Genomic DNA, 20,880 nt, shown 5'->3' with positions numbered 1-20,880 from the left:
AACCCTGGTGTCCTGGCCCGCATGACCGCCGCCGCCGCGCCCGCCGGGCGCCGCTCCCTCCTGCCCGCAGACCCGATCCTGCGTCGGCTCGCCGTGATGACCGCCGTCAACACCGTCGGCAACGGCCTCTACTACTCCGTCAGCGCCCTCTACTTCACCCGCCAAGTGGGGCTGAGCGCCGGACAGTTGGCCACCGGACTGGCCGCCGCCGGAGTCGCCGGGATGCTGGCCGGCGTCCCGTTCGGACGGCTCGCCGACCGGGTCGGCCACCGCCGGCTGCTGTACCTGCTCGGGCCGCTGCAGGGCCTGGCCGTCCTCACCTACGCCTTCGTCGACGGCTTCGCACCGTTCGTCGCCGCCGTCGTCACCGCCACCGTGCTGGAACGCGGCGCGGTCGTGGTGCGCAGCGCGCTGATCGCGCACCTGCTGCCCGCCGAGGACCAGGTGCGCTCGCGGGCGGTGCTGCGCTCGGTGATGAACGCCGGGCTGGTGATCGGCTCCACCGGCGCGGTCTTCGCCCTCCAGTCGGACAGCCACTGGGGCTACACCGCCGCGCTGGCCGTGGACGCCGCCAGCTTCGCCGCCACCTCGCTGCTGCTGCGCGGCCTGCCGGAGGCCGACGTCCCCGCCGGGCGGCGGACCGGCGCCGGCCGGGCGCGCACCGCGCTCGCCGACCGGCGCTACCTGCTGGTGGCCTTCCTGCACGCCGTGCTGGAACTGCAGTTCGCCATGCTGGAGATCGGCATCCCGCTGTGGATCGCCACCCGCACCGCCGCGCCGCGCGCCCTGGTCGCGGTGGTCGGCATCGTCAACTGCCTGACCGTGGTGCTGTTCCAGGTCCGCGCCGGCCGCGGCGTGACCGACCTCCGCTCGGCCGCCCGGGCCTGCGCCCGCGGCGGCGTCCTGCTGGGCGCGGCCTGCCTGGTGTACGCGGCCGCCGCCGGGCACGGCGCCGTCCTCGCGGTGGCCCTGGTGCTGACCGGCGTGCTGCTGCACAGCCTCGCCGAACTGCTCACCTCCGCGGGCGGCTGGACGCTCAGCCTCGACCTGGCCGACCCGGACCGGCACGGCGAGTACCAGGGCGTGTTCATGAGCGGCCAGGCCGGCTCGCACGTCATCGGCCCGCTGGTCGTCACCGCCACCGTCCTCACCCACGGCGTCGCGGGCTGGGCCGTCCTGGGCGCCCTGCTGGCCGCGGCGGGGCTGGCGATCCGGGCGGTGGCGCGCGGGGCGGCGGTGCGCCCGGCGGTGGCGTGAGCGGAGCGCGGAGTCGGCCCCGGACCCTTCGCCGTGGGTCCGGGGCCGTGGGTCCGGAGGCCCGCCGTCGTCCCTGGCGGCGGGCCCCCGGAGTGTGAGGGGGCGTCAGCCGCGGGCGGCGAGGTCGCGGGCGGCGCGGGCGGCGGCGAGGGCGATGCGGTCCTCGTCGGCGGTGGTGAGGCGGCCGTTCTCGACCACCGCGTTGCCGTTGACGAACAGGGCGGCCAGCGGGGGGAGGGCGCCCAGGACGAGGGCGGCGACCGGGTCGGCGATCGAGGAGTGCAGGACGCCGTCGACCTTCCACAGGGCGAGGTCGGCGAGCTTGCCGGCCTCGATCGAGCCGATCTCGCGCTGGCGGCCCAGCACCCGGGCGCCGCCCATGGTGCCCAGGCGCAGCGCCTGGCGGACCGTCAGGGCGTCGGGGCGGCCGTGCAGGCGGTTGATCAGCAGGGCGTTGCGCAGTTCGGTGCCCAGCTCGCCGGACTCGTTGGAGGCGGTGCCGTCCACGCCGAGGCCGACCGGGACGCCCGCCTTCAGCATGTCGGGGACCCGGGCGATGCCGGCCGCCAGGCGGGCGTTGGAGGACGGGCAGTGCGCGACGCCGGTGCCGGTCTCGGCGAACTTGGCGATGTCGGAGTCGTTCATGTGGACGCAGTGCGCCATCCACACGTCCTCGCCGAGCCAGCCCGTCGACTCGAAGTAGTCGGTGGGGCCCATCCCGAACAGCTGCTTGCAGAACTCCTCCTCCTCGGCGGTCTCCGAGCCGTGGGTGTGCAGCCGCACGCCCTTGCGGCGGGCCAACTCGGCCGACTGCCGCATCAGTTCGGTGGAGACCGAGAACGGGGAGCAGGGCGCGATGGCGACCTGCAGCATCGAGCCGAACGAGGCGTCGTGCCACTTGTCGACGGCGCTCTCGGAGGCGGCGAGGATCTCGTCGGTGTCCTCGACCGCGTGGTCCGGCGGCAGGCCGCCGTCCTTCTTGCTGCGGTCCATCGAGCCGCGCAGCGCGGTGAAGCGCAGGCCCAGCTCCTGCACGCCGGCCACCGAGGCGCCCAGCACGTCGCCGCCGCCGCGCGGGAAGACGTAGTGGTGGTCGGAGGCGGTGGTGCAGCCCGACTTGAGCAGCGCCGCGGCGGAGCCCTGGGTGGCGGCGTGCACCAGGTCCTCGTCGATGCGTGCCCAGGTCGGGTAGAGCGCCACCAGCCAGTCGAACAGGATGCTGTCCTGGGCCAGCCCGCGGGTGATCCACTGGTAGAAGTGGTGGTGGGTGTTGACCAGCCCGGGGGTGAGCAGGTGCCCCTCGCCGTTGATCCGTCGCGCCACGTTGTCCAGCCAGGCGGGCGCGGGCCCGTCGCCGACCGACTCGATGGTGTTGCCGAGCACGACCACGTGGCCGCGGGCGTACTCGGTGTCCTGGGCGTCGACGGTGGCGATCGCGACGTTCTCGATCACGATCCGCCGGTCGGCGGCGGGGGGCTGGACTGCCATGGGGGTACTCCTTGGAGGGAACGGCCGGCGGAGCCGACGTGGTGGAACAGCAGGTTGAGCAGCACCGCGGCCAGGCAGCCGGCCGAGATGCCGGAGTGCATCAGGGTGCGGACGGCCTCCGGGAACCCGTCGTAGAAGGACGGTACGGCGATCGGGATGATCCCGACCCCGAGCGACACCGACACCAGGATGGTGTGCGAGGTCGACTCCATCCCGGCCTCCGCGAGGGTGCGGATGCCGGACGCCGCGACCGTGCCGAACAGCACGATCCCCGCGCCGCCGAGCACCGGCTGCGGCACCAGCGACACGACCGAGCCGAGCACCGGGAACAGGCCCAGCAGCACCAGGATCCCGCCGCCGGCCGCGACCACGAACCGGCTGCGGACCTTGGTGAGCGCCACCAGTCCGATGTTCTGGGCGAACGCGCTGCACGCGAAGCCGTTGAACACCGGGCTGACCGCGGTGGCCAGGCCGTCGGCGCGCAGGCCGGCCGCCAGGGTCGGCTCGTCCGCCTCGCGGTCGACGATCCGGCCCAGCGCCAGCATGTCGGCGGTGGACTCGGTCATCGAGACCACCATGACGATGCACATCGACACGATGGCCGCGGCGTCGAACTGCGGCCCGCCGAAGTGGAACGGCGAGGGCAGCGCGAACACCTGCGCCTCGCCGACCTTCGAGAAGTCGGCCAGGCCGAGCGGGAAGGCGGCGGCGGTGCCGACGGCCAGTCCGATCAGCAGGGACATCTGCTGCCAGAAGCCCCGCAGCAGCCGGTTGCCCAGCACCACGGCGGCCAGCGTGAACGCGGCCAGGCCGACCGCCTTCGCGGAGCCGTAGCCGGGCGCGCCCGGCGAGCCGCCGCGCGCCCAGTTGACCGCCACCGGCAGTAGGGAGACGCCGATCAGGGTGATCACGGTGCCCTGCACGACCGCCGGGAAGAACCTGACGAGCCGGCAGAAGTACGGTGCCGCGAGGAAGCACAGGACCCCCGCGACGATCACCGCGCCGAAGATCACCGGGAGGGCGTCCTTCGGGCCGTGCTCCTTGGCGATCGCCAGCATCGGTGCGACGCCGGCGAACGAGACGCCGTTGACGAACGGGAGCCGGGCCCCGATCCGCCAGACGCCCAGGGTCTGCAGCAGGGTGGCCAGTCCGGCGGTGAACAGGCTGGCCGATATCAGCAGGGCGAGTTCGCCGGGGGTCAGCCCGACGCCCGCGCCCACGATCAGGGGTGGAGCGACCACGCCGGCGTACATCGCGGCGACGTGCTGCAGCCCGGTGCCGAACAGCTTCGGCGGGGAGAGCACCTCGTCCACCGGGTGGGTGGGGGTGGAACCGTCGTCAGTGGTGGGGGTGGTGCGGAGTGCCATGGAAGTAGCCCCTTTGCTGCCCCAGGCTCTCGGCGCAACCCGGGCGCTGGAGAGGGTGTGGATCGGCCGGAGGGCGGGACGACGGTGCAGAGTCCCTCCGGACTGCTCTCCAGCTCCCGGGACTGCCGCCGTGAGGGCGGGCACGGTCTCCGAACGGTGGGGGGAGGGAGAGAGTGGAACTTCGGTGCTGCGTAAGGCTGTTGGCGGAGCGTCAGGCGACCGGGATGACCGGGGTGACGCCCTCGCGGTGCACGGTGCCCTCGATCAGGCCGTACATCCGGTCGGCGGCGAAGTAGACCTCGTTGTCGTTCTTCAGTCCGAACGGCTCCAGGTCGACCAGGAAGTGGTGCTTGTTCGGCAGTTCGAGGCGGACCTCGTCCACCTCGGCGCGGTTGTTCAGCACCCGGGTGCCCATCGCGTGCAGGGTCTGCTGCAGCGAGTAGGAGTAGGTCTCGGCGAACGCCTCCAGCAGGTGGCGGCGCACCTGCTGGTACGAGCGGTTCCAGTTCGGCTCCGGCTGGTCGTCGCGGCCGTGGAAGCCGAACGCCCAGCGGGCGGTGACCTGGGTGGCCAGGATGCGGTCGTACGCCTCCTGGAGGGTGGTGTACTGGTCCTTGATGTAGCCCCAGAACTCCGAGTTGGTGGTGTTCAGCACCACCAGGTCCTTGAGCCCGGAGATCACCCGGAACCGGTCGCCGTCGTACACCACCTCGGTGGTGCGCACCTCCTGGCCCTTGCGGACGAAGGAGTGGCCGACCTCCTCGGAGCCGATGAACCGGGAGGAGGAGTCGGGGGTCTTGATCCGCTCCCAGCCGTACTCCTCGACCCGGATCCGGGCGCTGTGCACGACGCCGCGCTCGGTGTCGTCCACGAAGTGCCGGGCCAGCCGGACCGCGAAGCCCTCGGCGGACTCGATGCCGTGCTCCTTGGCGTAGGCGTACACGGTGTTCTTGGTGGTGTCGGTGGGCAGGCAGTTGGCGTTCGAGCCGGTGAGGTGCACGTCGTCGAACTCGCCGCGCAGCGCGACCGAGACGTTCAGGTCCTTGATCTCGTGGCGGGTGGAATCGCGGTAGACCCGGACGATGCGGTTCTCCGCCTTGCCGTACTGGTTCTGACCGAGCACGTGGGCCATGACGTGGCTCCTAGGGTTCCAGACGGTCTACCTAGCTTCCGCGGTAGACCGAGTAGCCGAACGGGTTGAGCAGCAACGGCACGTGGTAGTGGTGCTGCGCGGGCGCGACCGTGAAGACGATCGAGACCTCGGGGAAGAACGGCTGCTCGGCCGACCCCGCGTAGTACGCCGCGGTGTCGAACAGCAGCCGGACGACCGAGCCCGCCTCCGCGGCCGGCAGGTCCTTGACCCGGCCGTCGGAGTCCGTGGCGGAGGTGCCGAGCACCTGCCAGCCACCCTCGGTGTGCAGTGCCAGCTCGACCGGAACGCCCTCGGCCGGACGGCCGAGGCTGGTGTCGAGCACATGCGTGGAGATGCCGGTCATGGTGGGGAAGACCTCACTGAATGGCAGGAAGTGACTGTCCGTCAATTCATTGCTTGACGTCAAGCAGTTGATCGAGGCGAATCTCGTTGATCTTGCGCAGTTCCTCCCGGACGTTCTCCGCCTCGGTGGCGGTGTCGTTCGGGTACCGCTCGCGCAGCGCGGCGAGCATGCCCTCCGCGGTGCGGCCGGTCGCGCAGATCAGGAACACGTGGCCGAACTTCGCCTCGTAGGCGGCGTTGGCCGCGCGCAGTTCGTCCAGCACGGCCGGGGCGGTGCCCCGGATGCCGGCCTGCTCGCGCTCGGAGGTGGCGTCGCCGGCCTTCGGGGTGCCGATCCGGGCGTGCCCGGCCATCGCGTCGCGCAGGTCGTCCGCGGAGAGCTCCGCCATCGCCTTCGCGTTGGCGGCGGACAGCTCGGCGCGGTCGTGCCAGGGGCGGGACGCCGCGACGGCGGCGGCCCAGGTGGGGCTGGAGCAGACCTCCAGCAGGATCTCCCGCAGCCCGGACGCGCCGGTGGCGGCCAGGGCCGGGAGGGCAGGGGGTGGCTGGGTCACGGTGGACCTCCTGAGGGTTGGTGCCACCCGCACAAGCTAGATGGGCCGCAACAGGCCGTCAACACTTTGTTGAACTGTTTGTGCTGACAGCACACGGCGCCGGGTCCGCGACCCGGCGCCGTGTGCGATCCGCCAAGACGGGGCCCGGCGGGTCAGTCCTTCTCCTGCCGGTTCAGGTAGTTGTACACGGTGAACCGGCTGACCCCGAGCGCCGACGCGACCGTCTCCACCCCGTGGCGGACGGTGAACGCGCCGCGCTCCTCCAGCAGGGCGACGACCCGCTGCTTGTCCGCGCGGTCCAGCTCGGTCAGCGGCCGCCCGTCGAACTGCCGGACCATCTCGGCCAGCAGCCGGTCCAGCGCACTGCTCAGGTGCGGCAGCCGCACCGCCAGGGCCGGCGCGCCGTCCCACTCCAGGACGACGTCCTCCGCGCGGGCCTCGGTCGGCGCGACCGCGGTCGCGCCGACCGCGTCCAGCAGTGGCCGCAGGGCGGCGGTGAGCGGGTGGTTCAGGGCGTCGCTCACTGCTTATCCCCTCCTTCGGATCCTTCCGGCCCGGGCGTCCCGGGCGTCCCGGGCCGCTCGTCCAGCACGCTGACCTGGACCGAGATCCGGCTCGCCCCCGCCGCCAGGGTCTCCCGCAGCAGCCGGGTGACGGCGGCCAGGGCCGGCTCGGCGTCGCCCTCGGCGCTGGTGCCGAACGGCCCGACCGAGACGGCGAGACCCGCCTCGTCCACCACCCGGCGCGCGGCCTTGGCGTGCTCGGGGAACCCGTCCAGTTCGAACGGCTCTGTCGTGAACTCCACCATCAATCGCACCCGCCCACCTTAGACCGACCGGCACATGGAGGGCGGCGTCGCGGGCCGATGGCTCTCGCCCGGACGGCTTCTCCTCGGTCGCCGTGGCTCCGCCACGGCTCCCTCGTCGGCACCGCCCGGACTCGGCCCTCGACCCTCCCCCAGCCTTCGGCCGGGAGGTGCCCCCTTCTTCCCCCACCCTCCATGTGTCGGTCGGTCTTATCGACCCACCCGGTCTGGTCGATCGGACAGTGCCGCCGGGACGGGCGGCCGGGAGTTCGGCTGCTTCAACAAATTGTTGCGGCGTCCTTGACAGTCCGGCCGGGCGGCGGAGAAGCTTCCATCAAGCAAAATCCAGCTTCCGGATCGTGGAAGTTGTCTGGCGGGCGTCGCCCGCGGTCAGAGAGCGATTGAGTTGACATCCTCCCCACGCTGAAGCGCGGGGATTCCGGCCGCGCCTTCGGCACGGGGCTTGCGCCCTGATCCGTCGGCGTTCCGGTGGGTTCCTGTTTCAACGGGCTGTGCCCTGTGTGGGATTGCCACGCCGGGTCTTACCGGCCCTCCGCAGGCGTTTAGCCTGTCCGCCCGTCCGGCGGCCAGGATGTTCCGAGCAGCATTGAGGTCACGGTCATGCAGCACACCGCACGCCTCGCAGATCCAGTCGCGCACGGCGAGAGGCTTGGGCCCGTCCGGGACCCCGCAGGTCGAGCACACCTGGCTGGTGGGCTCGTACCGGCCGATGATGCCGACGTGGCGGCCGTAGCGGGCGGCTTTCTCCACGAGCATGCGCCGGAACGTGGACCATCCGGCGTCGTGCACGGACTTCGCCAGGCGCGTCCGTCCCAGGCCGCGCACGTTCAGGTCTTCCAGGTACACCGCTTGAGTCTCGCGGATGATCCTGGTCGTCTGCTGGTGCAGCCAGTTGTTGCGGGTGTCGGCCACCTTGGCGTGCGCCCTGGCGACCTTGCGCCGGGCCTTCGCCCGGTTCTTGCCGCCCTCGGCCTTGCGCGACAGTTCCCGCTGCGCGGCTTTGAGCCGCTTCTCGGCCTTGCGCAGGAAGCGCGGGTTGTCGATCACCGTTCCGTCGGACATGACGGCGTAGGTGGTCAGGCCGAGGTCGATGCCGACCTCGGTGTCCGACTCGGGCAGCACATCGGGTTCCACGTCCACGACGAAGCTGACGTGGTAGCGGCCCGACGGTTCGAGGACCAGCGTCACCGACGACGGGTCTGCGGGCAGCGCCCGCGACCACTTCACCCGCACATCGCCGATCTTCGCCAGGTTCAGCTTGCCATTACCCCGGATGCGGAACCCGTTGCGGGTGAACCGCAGCGACTGCCGGGTGTCCTTGCGGGACTTGAACCGGGGCAGCCCGACCTTGCGGCCGGCTCGTTTGCCCGATACCGACTCGAAGAAGTTCCGGTACGCGCTGTCCAGGTCACGGATGGACTGGATCAGCGGATCGACACCCACCGACGCGAGCCATGCCCGCTCGGCGGTGCGCTTCGCCGCGGTGATGACCTGCTTCTGCAGATCTCCGGCTTTCGGGAACGGCAGCCCCGCCTTGCGGGCTTCCTTCCTCGCGGCCAGAGCATCGTTGTACACCACCCGAGCACAGCCGAACGTACGGGCCAGCGCTTGACGCTGACCCGCTGTCGGATAGATGCGATAGGAGTACCGAAGGTACACGGGATCAATCTACCGACAGGCACTGACAACAGCTCACGTCAGTACCTTCGAAGATCACTCCGCCGCTTTGCGGCTCCGGGCCAAGGACCAATTTCTCCCCCGGCTGAAGCCGGGGACATCCTGGGAGAACAAAGGTGAACGACGTGACCGCTGCCGCCCAGCACCGCTTCACGGTCAACCTGTCCATCCTGTTCGGCGAACTGCCGCTGCTGGAGCGGCCCGCCGCCGCGGCCGCGGCCGGCTTCACCGCCGCCGAGCTCTGGTGGCCGTTCGGCGAGGACCACGCCCCCGGCAACGCCGAACTCGACGCCCTGGCAGGCGCGTTCGAGGCGGCGGGCGTCCAGCTCACCGGCCTCAACTTCGTCGACGACCTGACCCGCGGCGCCCGCGGCACGCTCTCCGTCCCGGCCGAGAGCGAGCGCTTCCGGGAGAACATCCCGGTCGCCACCGCCCTCGCCGAACGCCTCGGCACCGGCGCGCTCAACGCCCTCTACGGCAACCGCGTCCCCGAGGCCGACCCCGCCGAACAGGACGCCCTCGCGCTGGAGAACCTCACCCTCGCCGCCCGGGCCGCCCACTCCGTCGGCGCGGTCCTGCTGGTCGAGACCCTCAACAAGGCGGAGTCCCCGGACTACCCGCTGGTCACCGCCGCCGCCGCGGTCGACGTCGTCGACAAGGTCAACGCCGCCACCGGCCTCGGCAACGCCAAGTTCCTCTGCGACCTCTACCACCTCGCCCGCAACGGCGAGGACCCGGCCGCCGTCATCGACGCCTACGCCGACCGGATCGGCCACGTGCAGATCGCCGACACCCCCGGCCGCAACGAACCCGGCACCGGCGAACTCGACTTCGAGGACCTGTTCGCCCGCCTCACCGCGGCCGGCTACCGGGGCCGCATCGGCCTCGAGTACCGCCCGGCCGGCGGCGTCAGCGCCGAGAGCTTCGACTGGCTGCCGCGCGAACTGCGCGCCGCGCGCTGAGCCCCGGGCGCTGAGCCCCGCGCGCTCCCCCCTTTCCGCAAGACCCTCACACGTAAGGACCCGCACGCGATGAGCCGCAAGATCGCCTTCATCGGCCTCGGCATCATGGGCAAGCCCATGGCCGTCAACCTGGTCAAGGCCGGCCACCACGTCACCGGCTACAACCTCACCCAGGAGCCCATCGACGCCCTGGTCGCGGCCGGCGGCCACGGTGCCGCCTCGATCGCCGAGGCCGTCGCCGACGCCGAGGTCGTCATCACCATGGTCCCCGCCGACCCGCACGTCGAGCAGGCCGTCCTCGGCGAGGGCGGCGTCCTGGAGAACGTCAAGGCCGGCACCCTGGTCATCGACATGTCCAGCATCACCCCGCAGACCTCGATCAAGGTCGAGGCCGCCGCCAGGGCCCGCGGCGTCCGCACCCTGGACGCCCCCGTCTCCGGCGGCGAGGCCGGCGCGGTCGAGGCCGTGCTCTCCATCATGGTCGGCGGCGAGGCCGCCGACTTCGCCGAGGCGAAGCCGCTGTTCGACGCGCTCGGCACCACCGTCGTGCACGTCGGCCCGGCCGGCGCCGGCCAGACCGTCAAGGCGGCCAACCAGCTGATCGTCGCCGTCAACATCCAGGTGCTGGCCGAGGCCGTGGTGTTCCTGGAGAACGCCGGCGTCGACCTCGCCGCCGCCCTCGACGTGCTCGGCGGCGGACTGGCCGGCTCCACCGTGCTGAACCGCAAGAAGGGCAACATGCTCGCCCGCGAGTTCGCCCCCGGCTTCCGGATCGACCTCCACCACAAGGACATGGGCATCGTCACCGACGCCGCCCGCGCCGTCGGCGCCGCGCTCCCGCTCGGCGCGGTCGCCGCCCAGCTCGTCGCCTCCGCCCGCGCCAACGGCGACGGCTCGCTCGACCACTCCGCCCTGCTGCGCGGCGTCGAGCGGCTCTCCGGCCGCGAGGTCAAGTAGCCGACGGGCCGGCAGCCGGGGGCCGGGCCACTGGAGGCCGGGCCGCCGGAGGCCGAACAACGGACTCCCCCTGGCGGCGTGTACCTGTCCGGTCGCGCCCGCGTCGCCAGGGGGGCACCACCCCCTCCCCGCCGAGGGGAGCCTCCCGCACGTCGGAAGCGGGACGGGAGGTCGGCGGGGAGGGAGACTCCTCACCAGGGGTCCGGGGGACGGCGCGCACCGGCGGCGAACCGCCGGCCGCCCCGGGACGACCGGCGGCGAACCGCCGGCCGCCCCGGGCCCCGCTCCCGCATCCCCCAGCTCCCTGACAGTTCCTCCCCGTGAAAGGCCGGTCCGCCGTGCGAGGTCATGTGGTCGTCGCCCCCGACAAGTTCAAGGGGTCGCTGGAGGGCGCCGAGGTCGCCGCGCGGATCGCCGCCGGGATCCGGCGGGTGGTGCCCGGCCTCGACGTGCGGGAGCTGCCGGTGGCCGACGGCGGCGAGGGGACGCTCGCGGCGGCGCTCGCGGCGGGCTTCTCCCGGGTCGAGGTGAAGGTCGCCGGGCCGACCGGCCTGCCGGTGGTCGCGGGGCTGGCCGTGAAGGGCGAGACCGCGGTGGTCGAGCTGGCGCAGTCCTCCGGCCTGGCCCGGCTGCCCGGCGGCCGGACCGCGCCGCTGGCGGCGGGCTCGTACGGGGTGGGCCAGCTGATCGCCAAGGCGGTCTCGCTCGGGGCGTCCCGGGTGGTGCTGGGCCTGGGCGGCAGCGCCTGCACCGACGGCGGTGCGGGCATGGTGCAGGCGCTGGGCGTCGGGCTGTACGACGCGGACGGCGCCCTGCTGCCGCCCGGCGGGGCCGCGCTGCGCCGGCTGGCCCGGGTGGAGCCGGGCCCGCTCGCGGAGCGGCTGCGCGGGGTGGAGGTGATCGTCGCGTGCGACGTGGACAACCCGCTGCTGGGCCCGCGCGGCGCGGCCGCCGTGTACGGCCCGCAGAAGGGCGCGGACGCCGCCGACCTGGTGGTGCTGGAGGAGGGGCTGACCCGCTGGGCGGACGCGGTCGCCGACCTGACGGGCCGTGAGGTCCGGGGCGCGGCGGGCGCGGGCGCGGCCGGCGGGGTGGGTTTCGCCGCCCTGGCGCTGCTGGGGGCGACCATGCGGCCCGGCATCGAGCTGCTGCTGGAGCTGCTGGGCTTCGAGCGGGCGGTGCGCGGGGCGCGCCTGGTGGTGACCGGCGAGGGCTGCCTGGACGAGCAGACCCTGCACGGCAAGGCCCCGGCGGGGGTGGCCGCGGCGGCGGCCCGGGCCGGGGTGCCGGTCGCGGCGGTGGCCGGGCGGCTGGAGCTGGCGGAGCGGGAGTGGCGGGCGGCGGGCTTCGTGTCGGCGCTGGCGCTGGCCGACCTGGCGGGCGATCCGGCGGAGTCGATGGCCCGGGCGGGCGAGCTCGCGGAGCTCGCGGGGGAGCGGCTGGCGGCCGCGCTGCTGGCCTGACGGTTTGTTGAATTCTCGTACGTTCACACATTGACGTTTTGTTGAAGGCGAGCCTAGGCTCCCACCACTCCTTCGACCCACCCTCGCTGTTCACGACGCTCGGAGGTCCCCTCATGTCCATCGGCGACACCGCGGTGATCCGCTCCCGGCGGGTGGTCCTGCCGGACGGCGAGCGCCCCGCCGACGTGCTGCTGCGGGCCGGAAAGATCGAACAGGTCGCCCCGCACGGCACCCTGCTCGCCGGCGACCGGCAGCTCACCGACCTCGGCGACACCGCGCTGCTGCCCGGCCTGGTCGACACCCACGTGCACGTCAACGAGCCCGGCCGCACCGACTGGGAGGGCTTCGCCTCCGCGACCAGGGCCGCCGCGGCCGGCGGCGTCACCACGGTCGTCGACATGCCGCTCAACTCGATCCCGCCGACCACCACGGTCGAGGGCCTGGCCGCCAAGCGGAAGACCGCCGACGGCCAGACCTGGGTCGACCTGGGCTTCTGGGGCGGCGCCGTCCCCGGCAACACCGCCGACCTCGAACCCCTGCACCGCGCCGGCGTGTTCGGCTTCAAGTCCTTCCTCGCCCCGTCCGGGGTGGACGAGTTCCCGCACCTGGCCACCCCCGCCGACCTGGAGGCGGCGCTCGCCGAGCAGGCCCGGATCGGCGCGCTGGCGATCATCCACGCCGAGGACCCGGCGGTGCTGGCCGCCGCCCCGCAGGTCCCCGGCACCCACTACCGCGACTTCCTGGCCTCCCGCCCGGACGGCGCCGAGGCCGCCGCGGTCGCCGCCCTGCTGGCCGCCGCCCGCCGCACCGGCGCCCGGGTGCACGTCCTGCACGTCTCCTCCGCCGCCGTGCTGCCGCTGCTGCGGCAGGCCCGCGCCGACGGCGTCGACGTCACCGCCGAGACCTGCCCGCACTACCTGACGCTGGCCGCCGAGGAGGTCCCCGACGGGGACACCGCCTTCAAGTGCTGCCCGCCGATCCGCGACGAGTCCAACCGCGACCTGCTCTGGCAGGCCCTCGCGGACGGCGAGTTCACCGCCGTGGTCTCCGACCACTCGCCCTCCACCCCCGACCTCAAACTCCTCACCCGGCACGGCGGCAGCGGCGACTTCGCCGCCGCCTGGGGCGGCATCGCCTCGCTCCAGCTCGGCCTGCCCGCCGTCTGGACCGAGGCCCGCCGCCGCGGCCACACCCTGGCGGACGTGGTCCGCTGGATGGCCGCCGGACCCGCCGCACTGGTCGGCCTGACCGGCACCAAGGGCGCCATCGCGCCCGGGTACGACGCCGACCTGGTGGCCTTCGACCCGGACGGCGAACTCACCGTCCGCGCCGAACGCCTCCACCACAAGAACCCGGTCACCCCCTACGCGGGCCGCACCCTCACCGGTCTGGTCCGGCACACCTGGCTGCGGGGACGGACCGTCGACCCCGAAGGCGCCCCGCACGGCCGACAGATCACCCGACCCTGACAGTCCAACGCCGATAGAAGGAGCACCAGTTGAGTACTGACCTGACCTCGAACGCGCCGTTCACCGAGCTGGTCGACCTGGCCTCCCGGCTGCTCGGCGCGGGCGTGGTCGCCACCAACGAGGACACCTTCGCGGACGCCGAGAACCTGCTGGTCGCCCAGCCCGCCGAGTTCCGCCCGCACACCTTCGGCCACAAGGGCCAGATCATGGACGGCTGGGAGTCCCGCCGCCGCCGCGGCGCGAGCGCCGAGCAGCCGCACCCCACCGACGAGGACCACGACTGGGCGGTCGTCCGGCTCGGCGTCGCGGGCCGGATCCGCGGCGTGGTCGTCGACACCGCGCACTTCACCGGCAACTACCCCGAGACCGCGTCCGTGCAGGCCGCGTCCGTACCCGGCCACCCCTCGCCCGAGGAGCTGGCCGCCGCCGAGTGGACCGACCTGGTCCCGCGCACCGCGCTCAAGGGCGACACCGCGCACCTGTTCCCGGTCGACGACCCGACCCGCTGGACCCACGTCCGCCTGAACATCTGGCCCGACGGCGGCGTCGCCAGGCTCCGGGTGCACGGCGAGGTGCTGCCCGACCCGCGCGACCTGGCCGGCCTCACCTTCGACCTGGCCGCCCAGGAGCACGGCGGCGTCGCCGAGGCCGCCTCGGACCGCTACTTCTCCTCCCCGCACAACCTGAACGCTCCCGGTCGCGCCACCGTCATGGGCGACGGCTGGGAGACCCGGCGTCGGCGCGACAAGGCCAACGACTGGGTGCAGATCGCCCTGGCCGGGGGCGGCGAGGTCCTGGCGGCGGAGGTGGACACCTCCTGCTTCGTCGCCAACGCCCCCGGCTGGGCCGAACTGGTCGGCACCGACGGGGAGGGGGAGACCGTCCTGCTGCCGCGCACCCGCCTGCAGCCCGACACCCGCCACCGCTTCCGGCTCCCCGCGGGCACCCCCGTCACCCACGTCCGGATCAACGTCTACCCCGACGGCGGCCTCGCCCGCCTGCGCCTCACCGGCCGCCTCACCCCCGCCGGCCAGGACGCCCTCGCGCTGCGCTGGTTCAACGCGCTCCCCGCGCGGGAGGCCCGCGAGGCGCTCGCCGCGGTCGGCCTCGCCGACGACCTCGCCGAGGCCCGCCCGCTCGCCGACGCGACGGCCATCCGGCCGCTGTACGCGCACTGACGGCGCGTCACCCCCCCCCCGCGCCGTCGGCGCGCCACTGCTCGCGCCGACGGCGCACCACCCCCGCACTCCTCCTGTTCTCTGCACGCCCGAGAAGGATCACCCATGCCCAAAACCCTCAGCACCGAGTCCGGCGCGCCCGTCGCCGACAACCAGAACAGCGCCTCGGCCGGCGAGTACGGCCCGCTGCTGGTGCAGGACCAGCACCTGCTGGAGAAGCTGGCCCGGTTCAACCGCGAGCGGATCCCGGAGCGGGTGGTGCACGCCCGCGGGTCGGGCGCGTACGGGTACTTCGAGGTGACCGACGAGGTCTCGCAGTACACCAGGGCCGCGTTCCTCTCCCGGGTCGGCAAGCGCACCGAGCTGTTCCTGCGCTTCTCCACCGTGGCGGGGGCGCTCGGCGCCAGCGACGCGGTGCGCGACCCGCGCGGCTTCGCGGTGAAGTTCTACACCGAGCAGGGCAACTACGACCTGGTCGGCAACAACACCCCGGTGTTCTTCATCAAGGACCCGCTGAAGTTCCCGGACTTCATCCACTCGCAGAAGCGCGACCCGTACACCGGCATCCAGGAGCCCGACAACGTCTGGGACTTCTGGGCGCACTCGCCGGCCTCCACCCACCAGATCACCTGGCTGTTCGGCGACCGCGGCATCCCGGCCTCCTACCGGCACATGAACGGCTTCGGCTCGCACACCTACCAGTGGGTCAACGCCGAGGGCCGGGCGCACTGGGTGAAGTACCACTTCAAGACCAACCAGGGCGTCCGCTCGCTGGACGCCGAGCAGGCCGCGCAGACCGCCGGCGGCGACGCCGACAGCCACCAGCGCGACCTGCACCAGGCGATCGAGCGCGGGGTGTTCCCGTCCTGGACGCTGTACGTGCAGCTGATGCCGGTCGAGGACGCCGCGGACTACCGGTTCAACCCGTTCGACCTGACCAAGGTGTGGCCGCACGCCGACTACCCGCTGGTCAAGGTCGGCCGGCTGGTGCTCAACCGCAACCCGGAGAACGTGTTCGCCGAGGTCGAGCAGGCCGCGTTCTCGCCGAACAACTTCGTCCCCGGCATCGGCCCCTCGCCCGACAAGATGCTCCAGGGCCGCCTGTTCGCCTACGCCGACGCCCAGCGCTACCGGCTCGGCGTCAACCACACCCAGCTGCCGGTCAACGCCCCGCGCGCCGCCGAGGCCGCCAACTACGGCCAGGACGGCTACGCCGCGCTCAACCCGAACGGCCGCAACAAGAACTACGAGCCCAACTCGTACGGCGGCCCGGCCCAGACCGACGAGCCGCTGCACGCCCCGCAGCCGCTCACCGGCCACACCGGCACCTACACCACCCCCGCGCACAGCAAGGACGACGACTTCTTCCAGGCCGGCGAGCTCTACCGGCTGATGACGGAGGACGAGAAGTCCCGGCTGATCGCCAACCTGGCCGGCTCGCTCGCCCAGGTCGGCCGCGACGACGTGGTCGAGAAGAACCTCGCCCACTTCCACGCCGCCGACCCGGACTACGGCAGCCGCCTCGCCGCCGCCGTCGCCGAGCTCCGCTCCGCCCAGGAGGACTGACCCCCCGTCACCCCCTCGGGACCGGCCCCGGCGCGCGTGGTGCGCCGGGGCCGGTCCGGCATATGCGTGTCAAGGGCGCGGCCCTCCGCCGGGGCGAATATCCGGTGAGGGGACGGTGCGGGCGCGGTGGGCTGGCTACGCTGGACGGGAGGCGGGACCGGCGACGGAGGGGGCGAGGCCATGTCGACGGCGAGCAGGGGCCGGGAGGACGGGTTGCTCGGGTCGGGCGGCCCCGGCGGCGGGCCGTTCGGGACGCTGCGGCGGGCACTGCGGCTGCTGGAGGCGGTCGACCGCCGGCCGGACGGCGCGACGCTGGCCGAACTGGCCCGGGAACTGACCCTTCCGCAGGAGCAAGTGCGGCTGCTGGCCGAGGAGTTGGAGACCGAAGGGTACCTGGTCGGGCTGGACGGCGGCTGGGCGCTCGGCGGCGCGTTCACCCTGCTCGGCACCCAGCACCGGGAGCCGATGGTCCGGGCCCGGCTGCACCACCGGCTGGAGGAACTGCGCGAGGAGCTCGGCGCGGCCGTCTACTTCAGCCGCTACCACGACGGCGAACTCTCGGTCGAGGCGGTCTGCGCGGACGAGCAGGCCCCCGCCGTGCACGAGTGGGCGGACTTCCGGGCCACCGCGCACGCCTCCGCGATCGGCAAGTGCCTGCTCGCCCAACTCGACCACGACGCCCGGCTCGACCACCTCGCCCGGCACCCGGCCGCCCGGCTGACCGCGCGCACCATCACCGAGACCGACCGCCTGCTGCACCGGCTCGACCGGCAGCCCGCCACCGTCCCGGTGCTGGACCTCCAGGAGTACTCGATGGACACGGTCTGCGCGGCCGTCCCGATCGTGGCCGGCAGCACCGTCGGCTGCCTGGCCACCTCGCTGCCGGTCGCCCAGGCCCACCGGCTGCGCGAGGCCGCCGAACTGCTGGCCGCCCGGGCGACGCCGCTGATGCTGGCGATGGCGGTCTGACCAGCTGTCAACCTGCTTGTCGAACGGCGTGTTCGACGGAAGGATGCCGGGGATGAGCGACCATCCCCGACGGCCCGCCGTCCGCCCGTACCGGCCCGCCGACCGGGCCGCGCTGTACGACATCTGCGTGCGCACCGGCGAACTCGGCGGCGACTCCCGGCAGACCTACCCCGACCACGACCTGCTGCCGACCATCTTCGCCGCCCCCTACGCCGTACTCGAACCGAACCTGGCGTTCGTCCTGGACGACGGCACCGGCCGCGCCGTCGGCTACGTGCTCGCCACCGCCGACACCCCGACGTTCGTGCGGCGCTTCCGCGACGAGTGGCTGCCCACCGTCACCGACCGCTACCCGCCGCCGACCGGCGAACCGGCCACCCCCAGCGAGGTGATGGTCCAACTGCTGCACACCCCCGAGCGGCTCCTGCTGCCCGAACTCGCCGACCACCCCGCCCACCTGCACATCGACCTGCTCCCCAGCCACCAGCGGGCAGGCCACGGACGGCAGTTGATGCACACCCTGCTCGACGCCCTGGCCGCCGAGGGCGTCCCGAAGGTCCACCTCGGCATGGTCACCGCCAACACCGCCGCCCGCGCCTTCTACGACCGCCTCGGCTTCCACCCCATCCCCGTCCCCGACCCCGGCCCCCTCACCTACCTGGGCCGCCCCACCACCCGCTGAACCCCGCCGTCCGCCCGCCCCGCTACGATCACCGCCGATCGAAGGGGAGGACGAGGATGAGGACGAGGCTGTTCACGGGCCGCAAGCTCCAGCAGGCCGCCGAACTGCTGGAGCAGGCCCACCGGGCCGAGAGGGGCGGCGGGTCCGCCGAGGCCGAGCGCCTCGCCCGGCAGGCCGCCGACCTGTACGGCCGGGCGGCCGGCCCCGGAGCGGCGCAGACCGCGGGCGCGCTCGTCACGGTGAGCTACGCACTGCGCGACCAGGACCGCACGGCGGAAGCGGAACGCGAACTGCGGGCCGCGCTGGCCGCCGGCAGCCTGGAGCCCGACGCGGAAGCGCTGCTGCGCACCGCGCTCACCTCCCTGCTGGAAAGCGAGGGTCGGTACCCGGAGGCGGTCGAGGAGATCGGCCGCGCCCTGGTGGCGGACGCCTCGTTCGCCCCCGCCACGCAGGCCCGGAACGTGAACGCGGCGCTGCTGGCCGACCTGGGCCGGCACCGGGAGGCGGCCGAGCAGTACGCCGCGCTCGTGGCCGTCGGCCGCCGGGAGCGGTCGTCCTTCGCCCTGCTGGCCGAGAGCAACCGGCTGGCCCAACTCACCTACCTGGGCGAGCACGAGGCGGTCGAACACGGCGCCGTCCGGCTCAAGGAGGATTCCGCCCGGGCACCCGAACCCGACGCCACCTGGACCAGGGTCTCGGCCAACAACAGCCTGGCGGTCAGCCTCGCCTTGCGCGGCCGGCACGCCGACGCCGAGGAACTCCTGCACCGGGCGCAGGCCGCGATCCCCGCCGACGACACGTTCGCGCTGATCCTGCACGTCAACCTGGTGCGCGCGCTGCTCGGCCGGGGCCGCACCGGTGAGGCCCACGCGGAACTGGACGCCGCGCTGTCCCTCGCCGACCGGCTGCCCGCCCTGCCCGACACCGACCGCTCCGCGCTCGGCCTGGCCGCCGCCACCCTGCACCTCGCCGAGGGCGACCCGGCCGCCGCCGAACGCGCCGCCCGCGCGGGCCTCGCCCTGTGCCCGCCCAGCGACCGCCCCACCCACCGGGCCCTGGAACTGCGCACCGCCCTCGGCACCGCCGAGACCCGCCAGGGGCGGGGCGAGGCCACGCTCACCACCGCACTCGCCGACTGGACGGAACACTTCGGACCGGACCACCACGGCACCGCCGCCGCCCGCGCCGCCCGCGCCGCCCTCGCGGCACCGGCCGCACCGGGACCGTGAGACCGGCCGGCCGGAACGGAGCCGTCCCGGCCGGCCGGTCCGCACCGTTCGACGCGTCCCCTCCGCCCCCGGCGGACCCCCTCCGCCCCGGCGAACCCCCTCCGGCGGCCGTCACGTCGACCGTGCGGGGCCCCGAGCGGCGGGGGCCCTGCACGCGGATCACGCTAGCTGGCCGCCGTGCCCGCGGGTTGGCGGTGCGTCCACGGCGGCTTGGCGCTGCGTCCACTCGTCCTCGCTCCGGGCCTGCCGGCGGTGGTCGCGGGGGGAGAGCCCGTACGCGGCGCGGAAGGCCCGGCTGAAGTCGTCGGGGCGCGGGATGCCGCAGCGGGCGGCCAGGGCGTGGATGGGGAGGGCGCGCAGCGCCGGGTCGGCGAGGTCGCGGTGGGCCTGCTCCAGGCGCCGGCGGCGGATCCACGCGGCGACGGTCTCGCCGTCGTTCTCCCCGGTGAAGACCCGGTGCAGGTAGCTGACCGAGACGTGGTGCGCCTCGGCGATCACGGTGGGGGTCAGCGCGGGGTCGTGCAGGTTGCGCCGGACGAAGGCCCGGACGTTCTCGACCAGGACGCGCCGCCGGGTGTCGGGCTCCAGGGCGTCGGTGGCCTCCGACTCCTCGGCGAGCCAGGCGCTGACCAGGTCGACCAGGACCGGGCCGAGCCGTTCCGCGGTGGCGGGCGGGATCCGGTCGGCCTGCCGGTCCAGGCTGTGCAGGAAGTCGGCCAGCAGCGCGCCGGTGCCGCTCTGCGGCCGGTAGCTGCGGGCGAGCAGGCGGCGCAGCCGGTCCGGCGCGATCGGCAGCAGCGCGCGCGGGAAGTCGAGGCCGAGGGCGTCGACCCGGGGCCGGGGCGACCCGGCGGTCCGGGCGCCGAAGGCCCGCAGGTCGTAGGGGCGGGAGCTGTCGAGCACGCTGAGCTCGCCGGCCCCGGAGGCGAACCCACTGCCGTGCGGGCCGGACAGGTCCAGCCCCCCGTTGAGCAGCAGGGTGAGGTGGAAGACGGACGGGTCGGAGGAGCGCACCCGGGCGGCGGTGCGCCGGAACCGGGAGGACGGGAAGGAGGTGCCGAGGAAGGTCACCGGGCCGAGTTCCAGCCGCCGCAGGCCGGCCGAGAACCCGTCGGTGTGCGGGGTGCTGGCCTCGCACTCCCTGGTCAGGGTGATCAGGTCCCGCCAGCTCTCGAACCGCTCCTCCGCCTCGGCCGCCGCGGCCTTCCCGCCGGCTCCGGGCTCCCCGTCCGGGTTCCCGGGCCCCGTCGTCGCGGTCATCTCCCGCCCACCTCCTGCTCCGTGCCGCGCGGTCCCCCGACGGCGCGCCCAGCATGCCAGGTGCTCCGACCTGCCCGAACGCCGGTCCCCGCCCGGCCGCGACCGCCCGGCCGACCGGTCCTGACGGCCGGTCAGAACGCTTCGAGCGGAGCCGAACTGACGGGCCGTGCACTCCTGGCCGGCGATTTTCCGTTTTGCGCATATTGTCGCTTCCGTGCCCCGCCGGGGCGCGAGGGGTCGGACCCGACCGCGGGCCGCCGGCCGCGGCCCACGAGCGTGCGGAGCACCATGGCGAACACCGGGACACCCCCCGACGCCCCCGACCGGTCGGCCGACGCCGGGCAGGTGCTGGGCGTCGTGGTGGCGCCGGCCTTCGGCTTCGGCACGACCCGCTACTACGACCGCCGCGGCCTGCGCTTCGAACCCGGTCACCGCTCCTGACGCCCCGCCGGGCGCCCGTCCGCCGCGGGCGCCCGACGGG

20 protein-coding genes are annotated in these 20,880 nt (G+C 73.8%); 11 read left to right on the top strand and 9 right to left on the bottom strand.

The window, feature by feature from the left end; all coding sequences use genetic code 11:
* The first annotated feature begins 21 nt into the window (after positions 1-21).
* Positions 22-1,257, top strand: a complete 1,236-nt coding sequence (locus EDD39_RS28585) for an MFS transporter (RefSeq protein WP_123561598.1) — start codon at positions 22-24, stop codon at positions 1,255-1,257.
* 105 nt (positions 1,258-1,362) lie between these two features.
* On the opposite strand, the gene EDD39_RS28580 is transcribed toward EDD39_RS28585, so the two are convergent.
* The 8 genes from EDD39_RS28580 to EDD39_RS28545 form a co-directional block, all read right to left on the bottom strand.
* Positions 1,363-2,745 (bottom strand): 8-oxoguanine deaminase, encoded by a 1,383-nt coding sequence (locus tag EDD39_RS28580; RefSeq protein ID WP_123561597.1) that lies wholly within the window; start codon positions 2,743-2,745, stop codon positions 1,363-1,365.
* The gene (locus EDD39_RS28575) at positions 2,706-4,112 is read right to left on the bottom strand and encodes a nucleobase:cation symporter-2 family protein (protein WP_123561595.1); all 1,407 of its coding nucleotides are present in this window, start codon (positions 4,110-4,112) and stop codon (positions 2,706-2,708) included. The genes EDD39_RS28580 and EDD39_RS28575 overlap by 40 nt, the downstream gene beginning before the upstream one ends.
* A gap of 211 nt (positions 4,113-4,323) precedes the next feature.
* Complete coding sequence (gene pucL, locus EDD39_RS28570) at positions 4,324-5,244, bottom strand: factor-independent urate hydroxylase (protein ID WP_123561593.1); 921 nt, start codon at positions 5,242-5,244, stop codon at positions 4,324-4,326.
* Between the two features lie 31 nt (positions 5,245-5,275).
* Positions 5,276-5,608 carry a hydroxyisourate hydrolase gene (gene uraH, locus EDD39_RS28565; RefSeq protein WP_030460516.1) on the bottom strand — a complete coding sequence of 111 codons (333 nt, stop codon included), beginning with the start codon at positions 5,606-5,608 and terminating at the stop codon, positions 5,276-5,278.
* A gap of 46 nt (positions 5,609-5,654) precedes the next feature.
* Positions 5,655-6,161, bottom strand: a complete 507-nt coding sequence (gene uraD, locus EDD39_RS28560; RefSeq protein WP_123561591.1) for a 2-oxo-4-hydroxy-4-carboxy-5-ureidoimidazoline decarboxylase — start codon at positions 6,159-6,161, stop codon at positions 5,655-5,657.
* 152 nt (positions 6,162-6,313) lie between these two features.
* A complete protein-coding gene (locus EDD39_RS28555; protein WP_123561589.1) occupies positions 6,314-6,685 on the bottom strand; it encodes a helix-turn-helix domain-containing protein in 372 nt (123 codons plus the stop codon).
* The gene (locus EDD39_RS28550) at positions 6,682-6,978 is read right to left on the bottom strand and encodes a thiamine-binding protein (protein WP_244257336.1); all 297 of its coding nucleotides are present in this window, start codon (positions 6,976-6,978) and stop codon (positions 6,682-6,684) included. The genes EDD39_RS28555 and EDD39_RS28550 overlap by 4 nt, the downstream gene beginning before the upstream one ends.
* Positions 6,979-7,356: 378 nt before the next feature.
* Positions 7,357-8,646 carry an RNA-guided endonuclease InsQ/TnpB family protein gene (locus EDD39_RS28545; RefSeq protein ID WP_123561586.1) on the bottom strand — a complete coding sequence of 430 codons (1,290 nt, stop codon included), beginning with the start codon at positions 8,644-8,646 and terminating at the stop codon, positions 7,357-7,359.
* 134 nt (positions 8,647-8,780) lie between these two features.
* Here EDD39_RS28545 and EDD39_RS28540 point away from each other — a divergent pair, with 134 nt between their 5' ends.
* From EDD39_RS28540 to EDD39_RS39895, 9 genes are all read left to right on the top strand, one after another.
* Positions 8,781-9,626 (top strand): TIM barrel protein, encoded by an 846-nt coding sequence (locus tag EDD39_RS28540; protein WP_123561583.1) that lies wholly within the window; start codon positions 8,781-8,783, stop codon positions 9,624-9,626.
* A gap of 69 nt (positions 9,627-9,695) precedes the next feature.
* Positions 9,696-10,583, top strand: coding sequence for a 2-hydroxy-3-oxopropionate reductase (locus EDD39_RS28535; RefSeq protein ID WP_030460521.1), 888 nt, complete (start codon positions 9,696-9,698; stop codon positions 10,581-10,583).
* 338 nt (positions 10,584-10,921) lie between these two features.
* Positions 10,922-12,046, top strand: a complete 1,125-nt coding sequence (locus EDD39_RS28530) for a glycerate kinase (RefSeq protein WP_123561581.1) — start codon at positions 10,922-10,924, stop codon at positions 12,044-12,046.
* Between the two features lie 113 nt (positions 12,047-12,159).
* Positions 12,160-13,515 (top strand): allantoinase AllB, encoded by a 1,356-nt coding sequence (allB, locus tag EDD39_RS28525; protein ID WP_123561579.1) that lies wholly within the window; start codon positions 12,160-12,162, stop codon positions 13,513-13,515.
* A 29-nt stretch (positions 13,516-13,544) separates the two neighbouring features.
* A complete protein-coding gene (gene alc / locus EDD39_RS28520) occupies positions 13,545-14,693 on the top strand; it encodes an allantoicase (protein ID WP_123561577.1) in 1,149 nt (382 codons plus the stop codon).
* 105 nt (positions 14,694-14,798) lie between these two features.
* Entirely contained in the window at positions 14,799-16,259 is a 1,461-nt protein-coding gene (locus EDD39_RS28515; protein WP_123561575.1) for a catalase, read from the top strand.
* Between the two features lie 180 nt (positions 16,260-16,439).
* Positions 16,440-17,228 (top strand): IclR family transcriptional regulator, encoded by a 789-nt coding sequence (locus EDD39_RS28510; RefSeq protein ID WP_123561573.1) that lies wholly within the window; start codon positions 16,440-16,442, stop codon positions 17,226-17,228.
* Positions 17,229-17,280: 52 nt separating this feature from the next.
* A complete protein-coding gene (locus EDD39_RS28505; RefSeq protein WP_208765675.1) occupies positions 17,281-17,910 on the top strand; it encodes a GNAT family N-acetyltransferase in 630 nt (209 codons plus the stop codon).
* Positions 17,911-17,966: 56 nt separating this feature from the next.
* Positions 17,967-19,139, top strand: coding sequence for a hypothetical protein (locus EDD39_RS39895; RefSeq protein WP_162870237.1), 1,173 nt, complete (start codon positions 17,967-17,969; stop codon positions 19,137-19,139).
* A 159-nt stretch (positions 19,140-19,298) separates the two neighbouring features.
* Here EDD39_RS39895 and EDD39_RS28495 read toward each other — a convergent pair whose 3' ends face one another.
* Positions 19,299-20,399 (bottom strand): AraC-like ligand-binding domain-containing protein, encoded by a 1,101-nt coding sequence (locus EDD39_RS28495; RefSeq protein ID WP_123561569.1) that lies wholly within the window; start codon positions 20,397-20,399, stop codon positions 19,299-19,301.
* A gap of 288 nt (positions 20,400-20,687) precedes the next feature.
* On the opposite strand from EDD39_RS28495, the gene EDD39_RS39890 reads away from it, so the two are divergent.
* Positions 20,688-20,840 (top strand): hypothetical protein, encoded by a 153-nt coding sequence (locus EDD39_RS39890; protein WP_162870236.1) that lies wholly within the window; start codon positions 20,688-20,690, stop codon positions 20,838-20,840.
* Positions 20,841-20,880: the final 40 nt, after the last annotated feature.

Source organism: Kitasatospora cineracea, assembly GCF_003751605.1.
GTDB lineage: Bacteria > Actinomycetota > Actinomycetes > Streptomycetales > Streptomycetaceae > Kitasatospora > Kitasatospora cineracea.
This window is presented reverse-complemented; position numbering and strand designations above follow the sequence as displayed.

Coding starts and splice junctions, on each gene's coding strand:
- EDD39_RS28510 (WP_123561573.1), top strand. CDS start 16,440: ATGTCGACGGCGAGCAGGGGCCGGGAGGACGGGTTGCTCGGGTCGGGC.
- EDD39_RS39895 (WP_162870237.1), top strand. CDS start 17,967: ATGAGGACGAGGCTGTTCACGGGCCGCAAGCTCCAGCAGGCCGCCGAA.
- EDD39_RS28575 (WP_123561595.1), bottom strand. CDS start 4,112: ATGGCACTCCGCACCACCCCCACCACTGACGACGGTTCCACCCCCACC.
- allB (WP_123561579.1), top strand. CDS start 12,160: ATGTCCATCGGCGACACCGCGGTGATCCGCTCCCGGCGGGTGGTCCTG.
- uraH (WP_030460516.1), bottom strand. CDS start 5,608: ATGACCGGCATCTCCACGCATGTGCTCGACACCAGCCTCGGCCGTCCG.
- EDD39_RS28495 (WP_123561569.1), bottom strand. CDS start 20,399: ATGACCGCGACGACGGGGCCCGGGAACCCGGACGGGGAGCCCGGAGCC.
- pucL (WP_123561593.1), bottom strand. CDS start 5,244: ATGGCCCACGTGCTCGGTCAGAACCAGTACGGCAAGGCGGAGAACCGC.
- EDD39_RS28580 (WP_123561597.1), bottom strand. CDS start 2,745: ATGGCAGTCCAGCCCCCCGCCGCCGACCGGCGGATCGTGATCGAGAAC.
- EDD39_RS28515 (WP_123561575.1), top strand. CDS start 14,799: ATGCCCAAAACCCTCAGCACCGAGTCCGGCGCGCCCGTCGCCGACAAC.
- EDD39_RS39890 (WP_162870236.1), top strand. CDS start 20,688: ATGGCGAACACCGGGACACCCCCCGACGCCCCCGACCGGTCGGCCGAC.
- EDD39_RS28535 (WP_030460521.1), top strand. CDS start 9,696: ATGAGCCGCAAGATCGCCTTCATCGGCCTCGGCATCATGGGCAAGCCC.
- EDD39_RS28585 (WP_123561598.1), top strand. CDS start 22: ATGACCGCCGCCGCCGCGCCCGCCGGGCGCCGCTCCCTCCTGCCCGCA.
- EDD39_RS28505 (WP_208765675.1), top strand. CDS start 17,281: ATGAGCGACCATCCCCGACGGCCCGCCGTCCGCCCGTACCGGCCCGCC.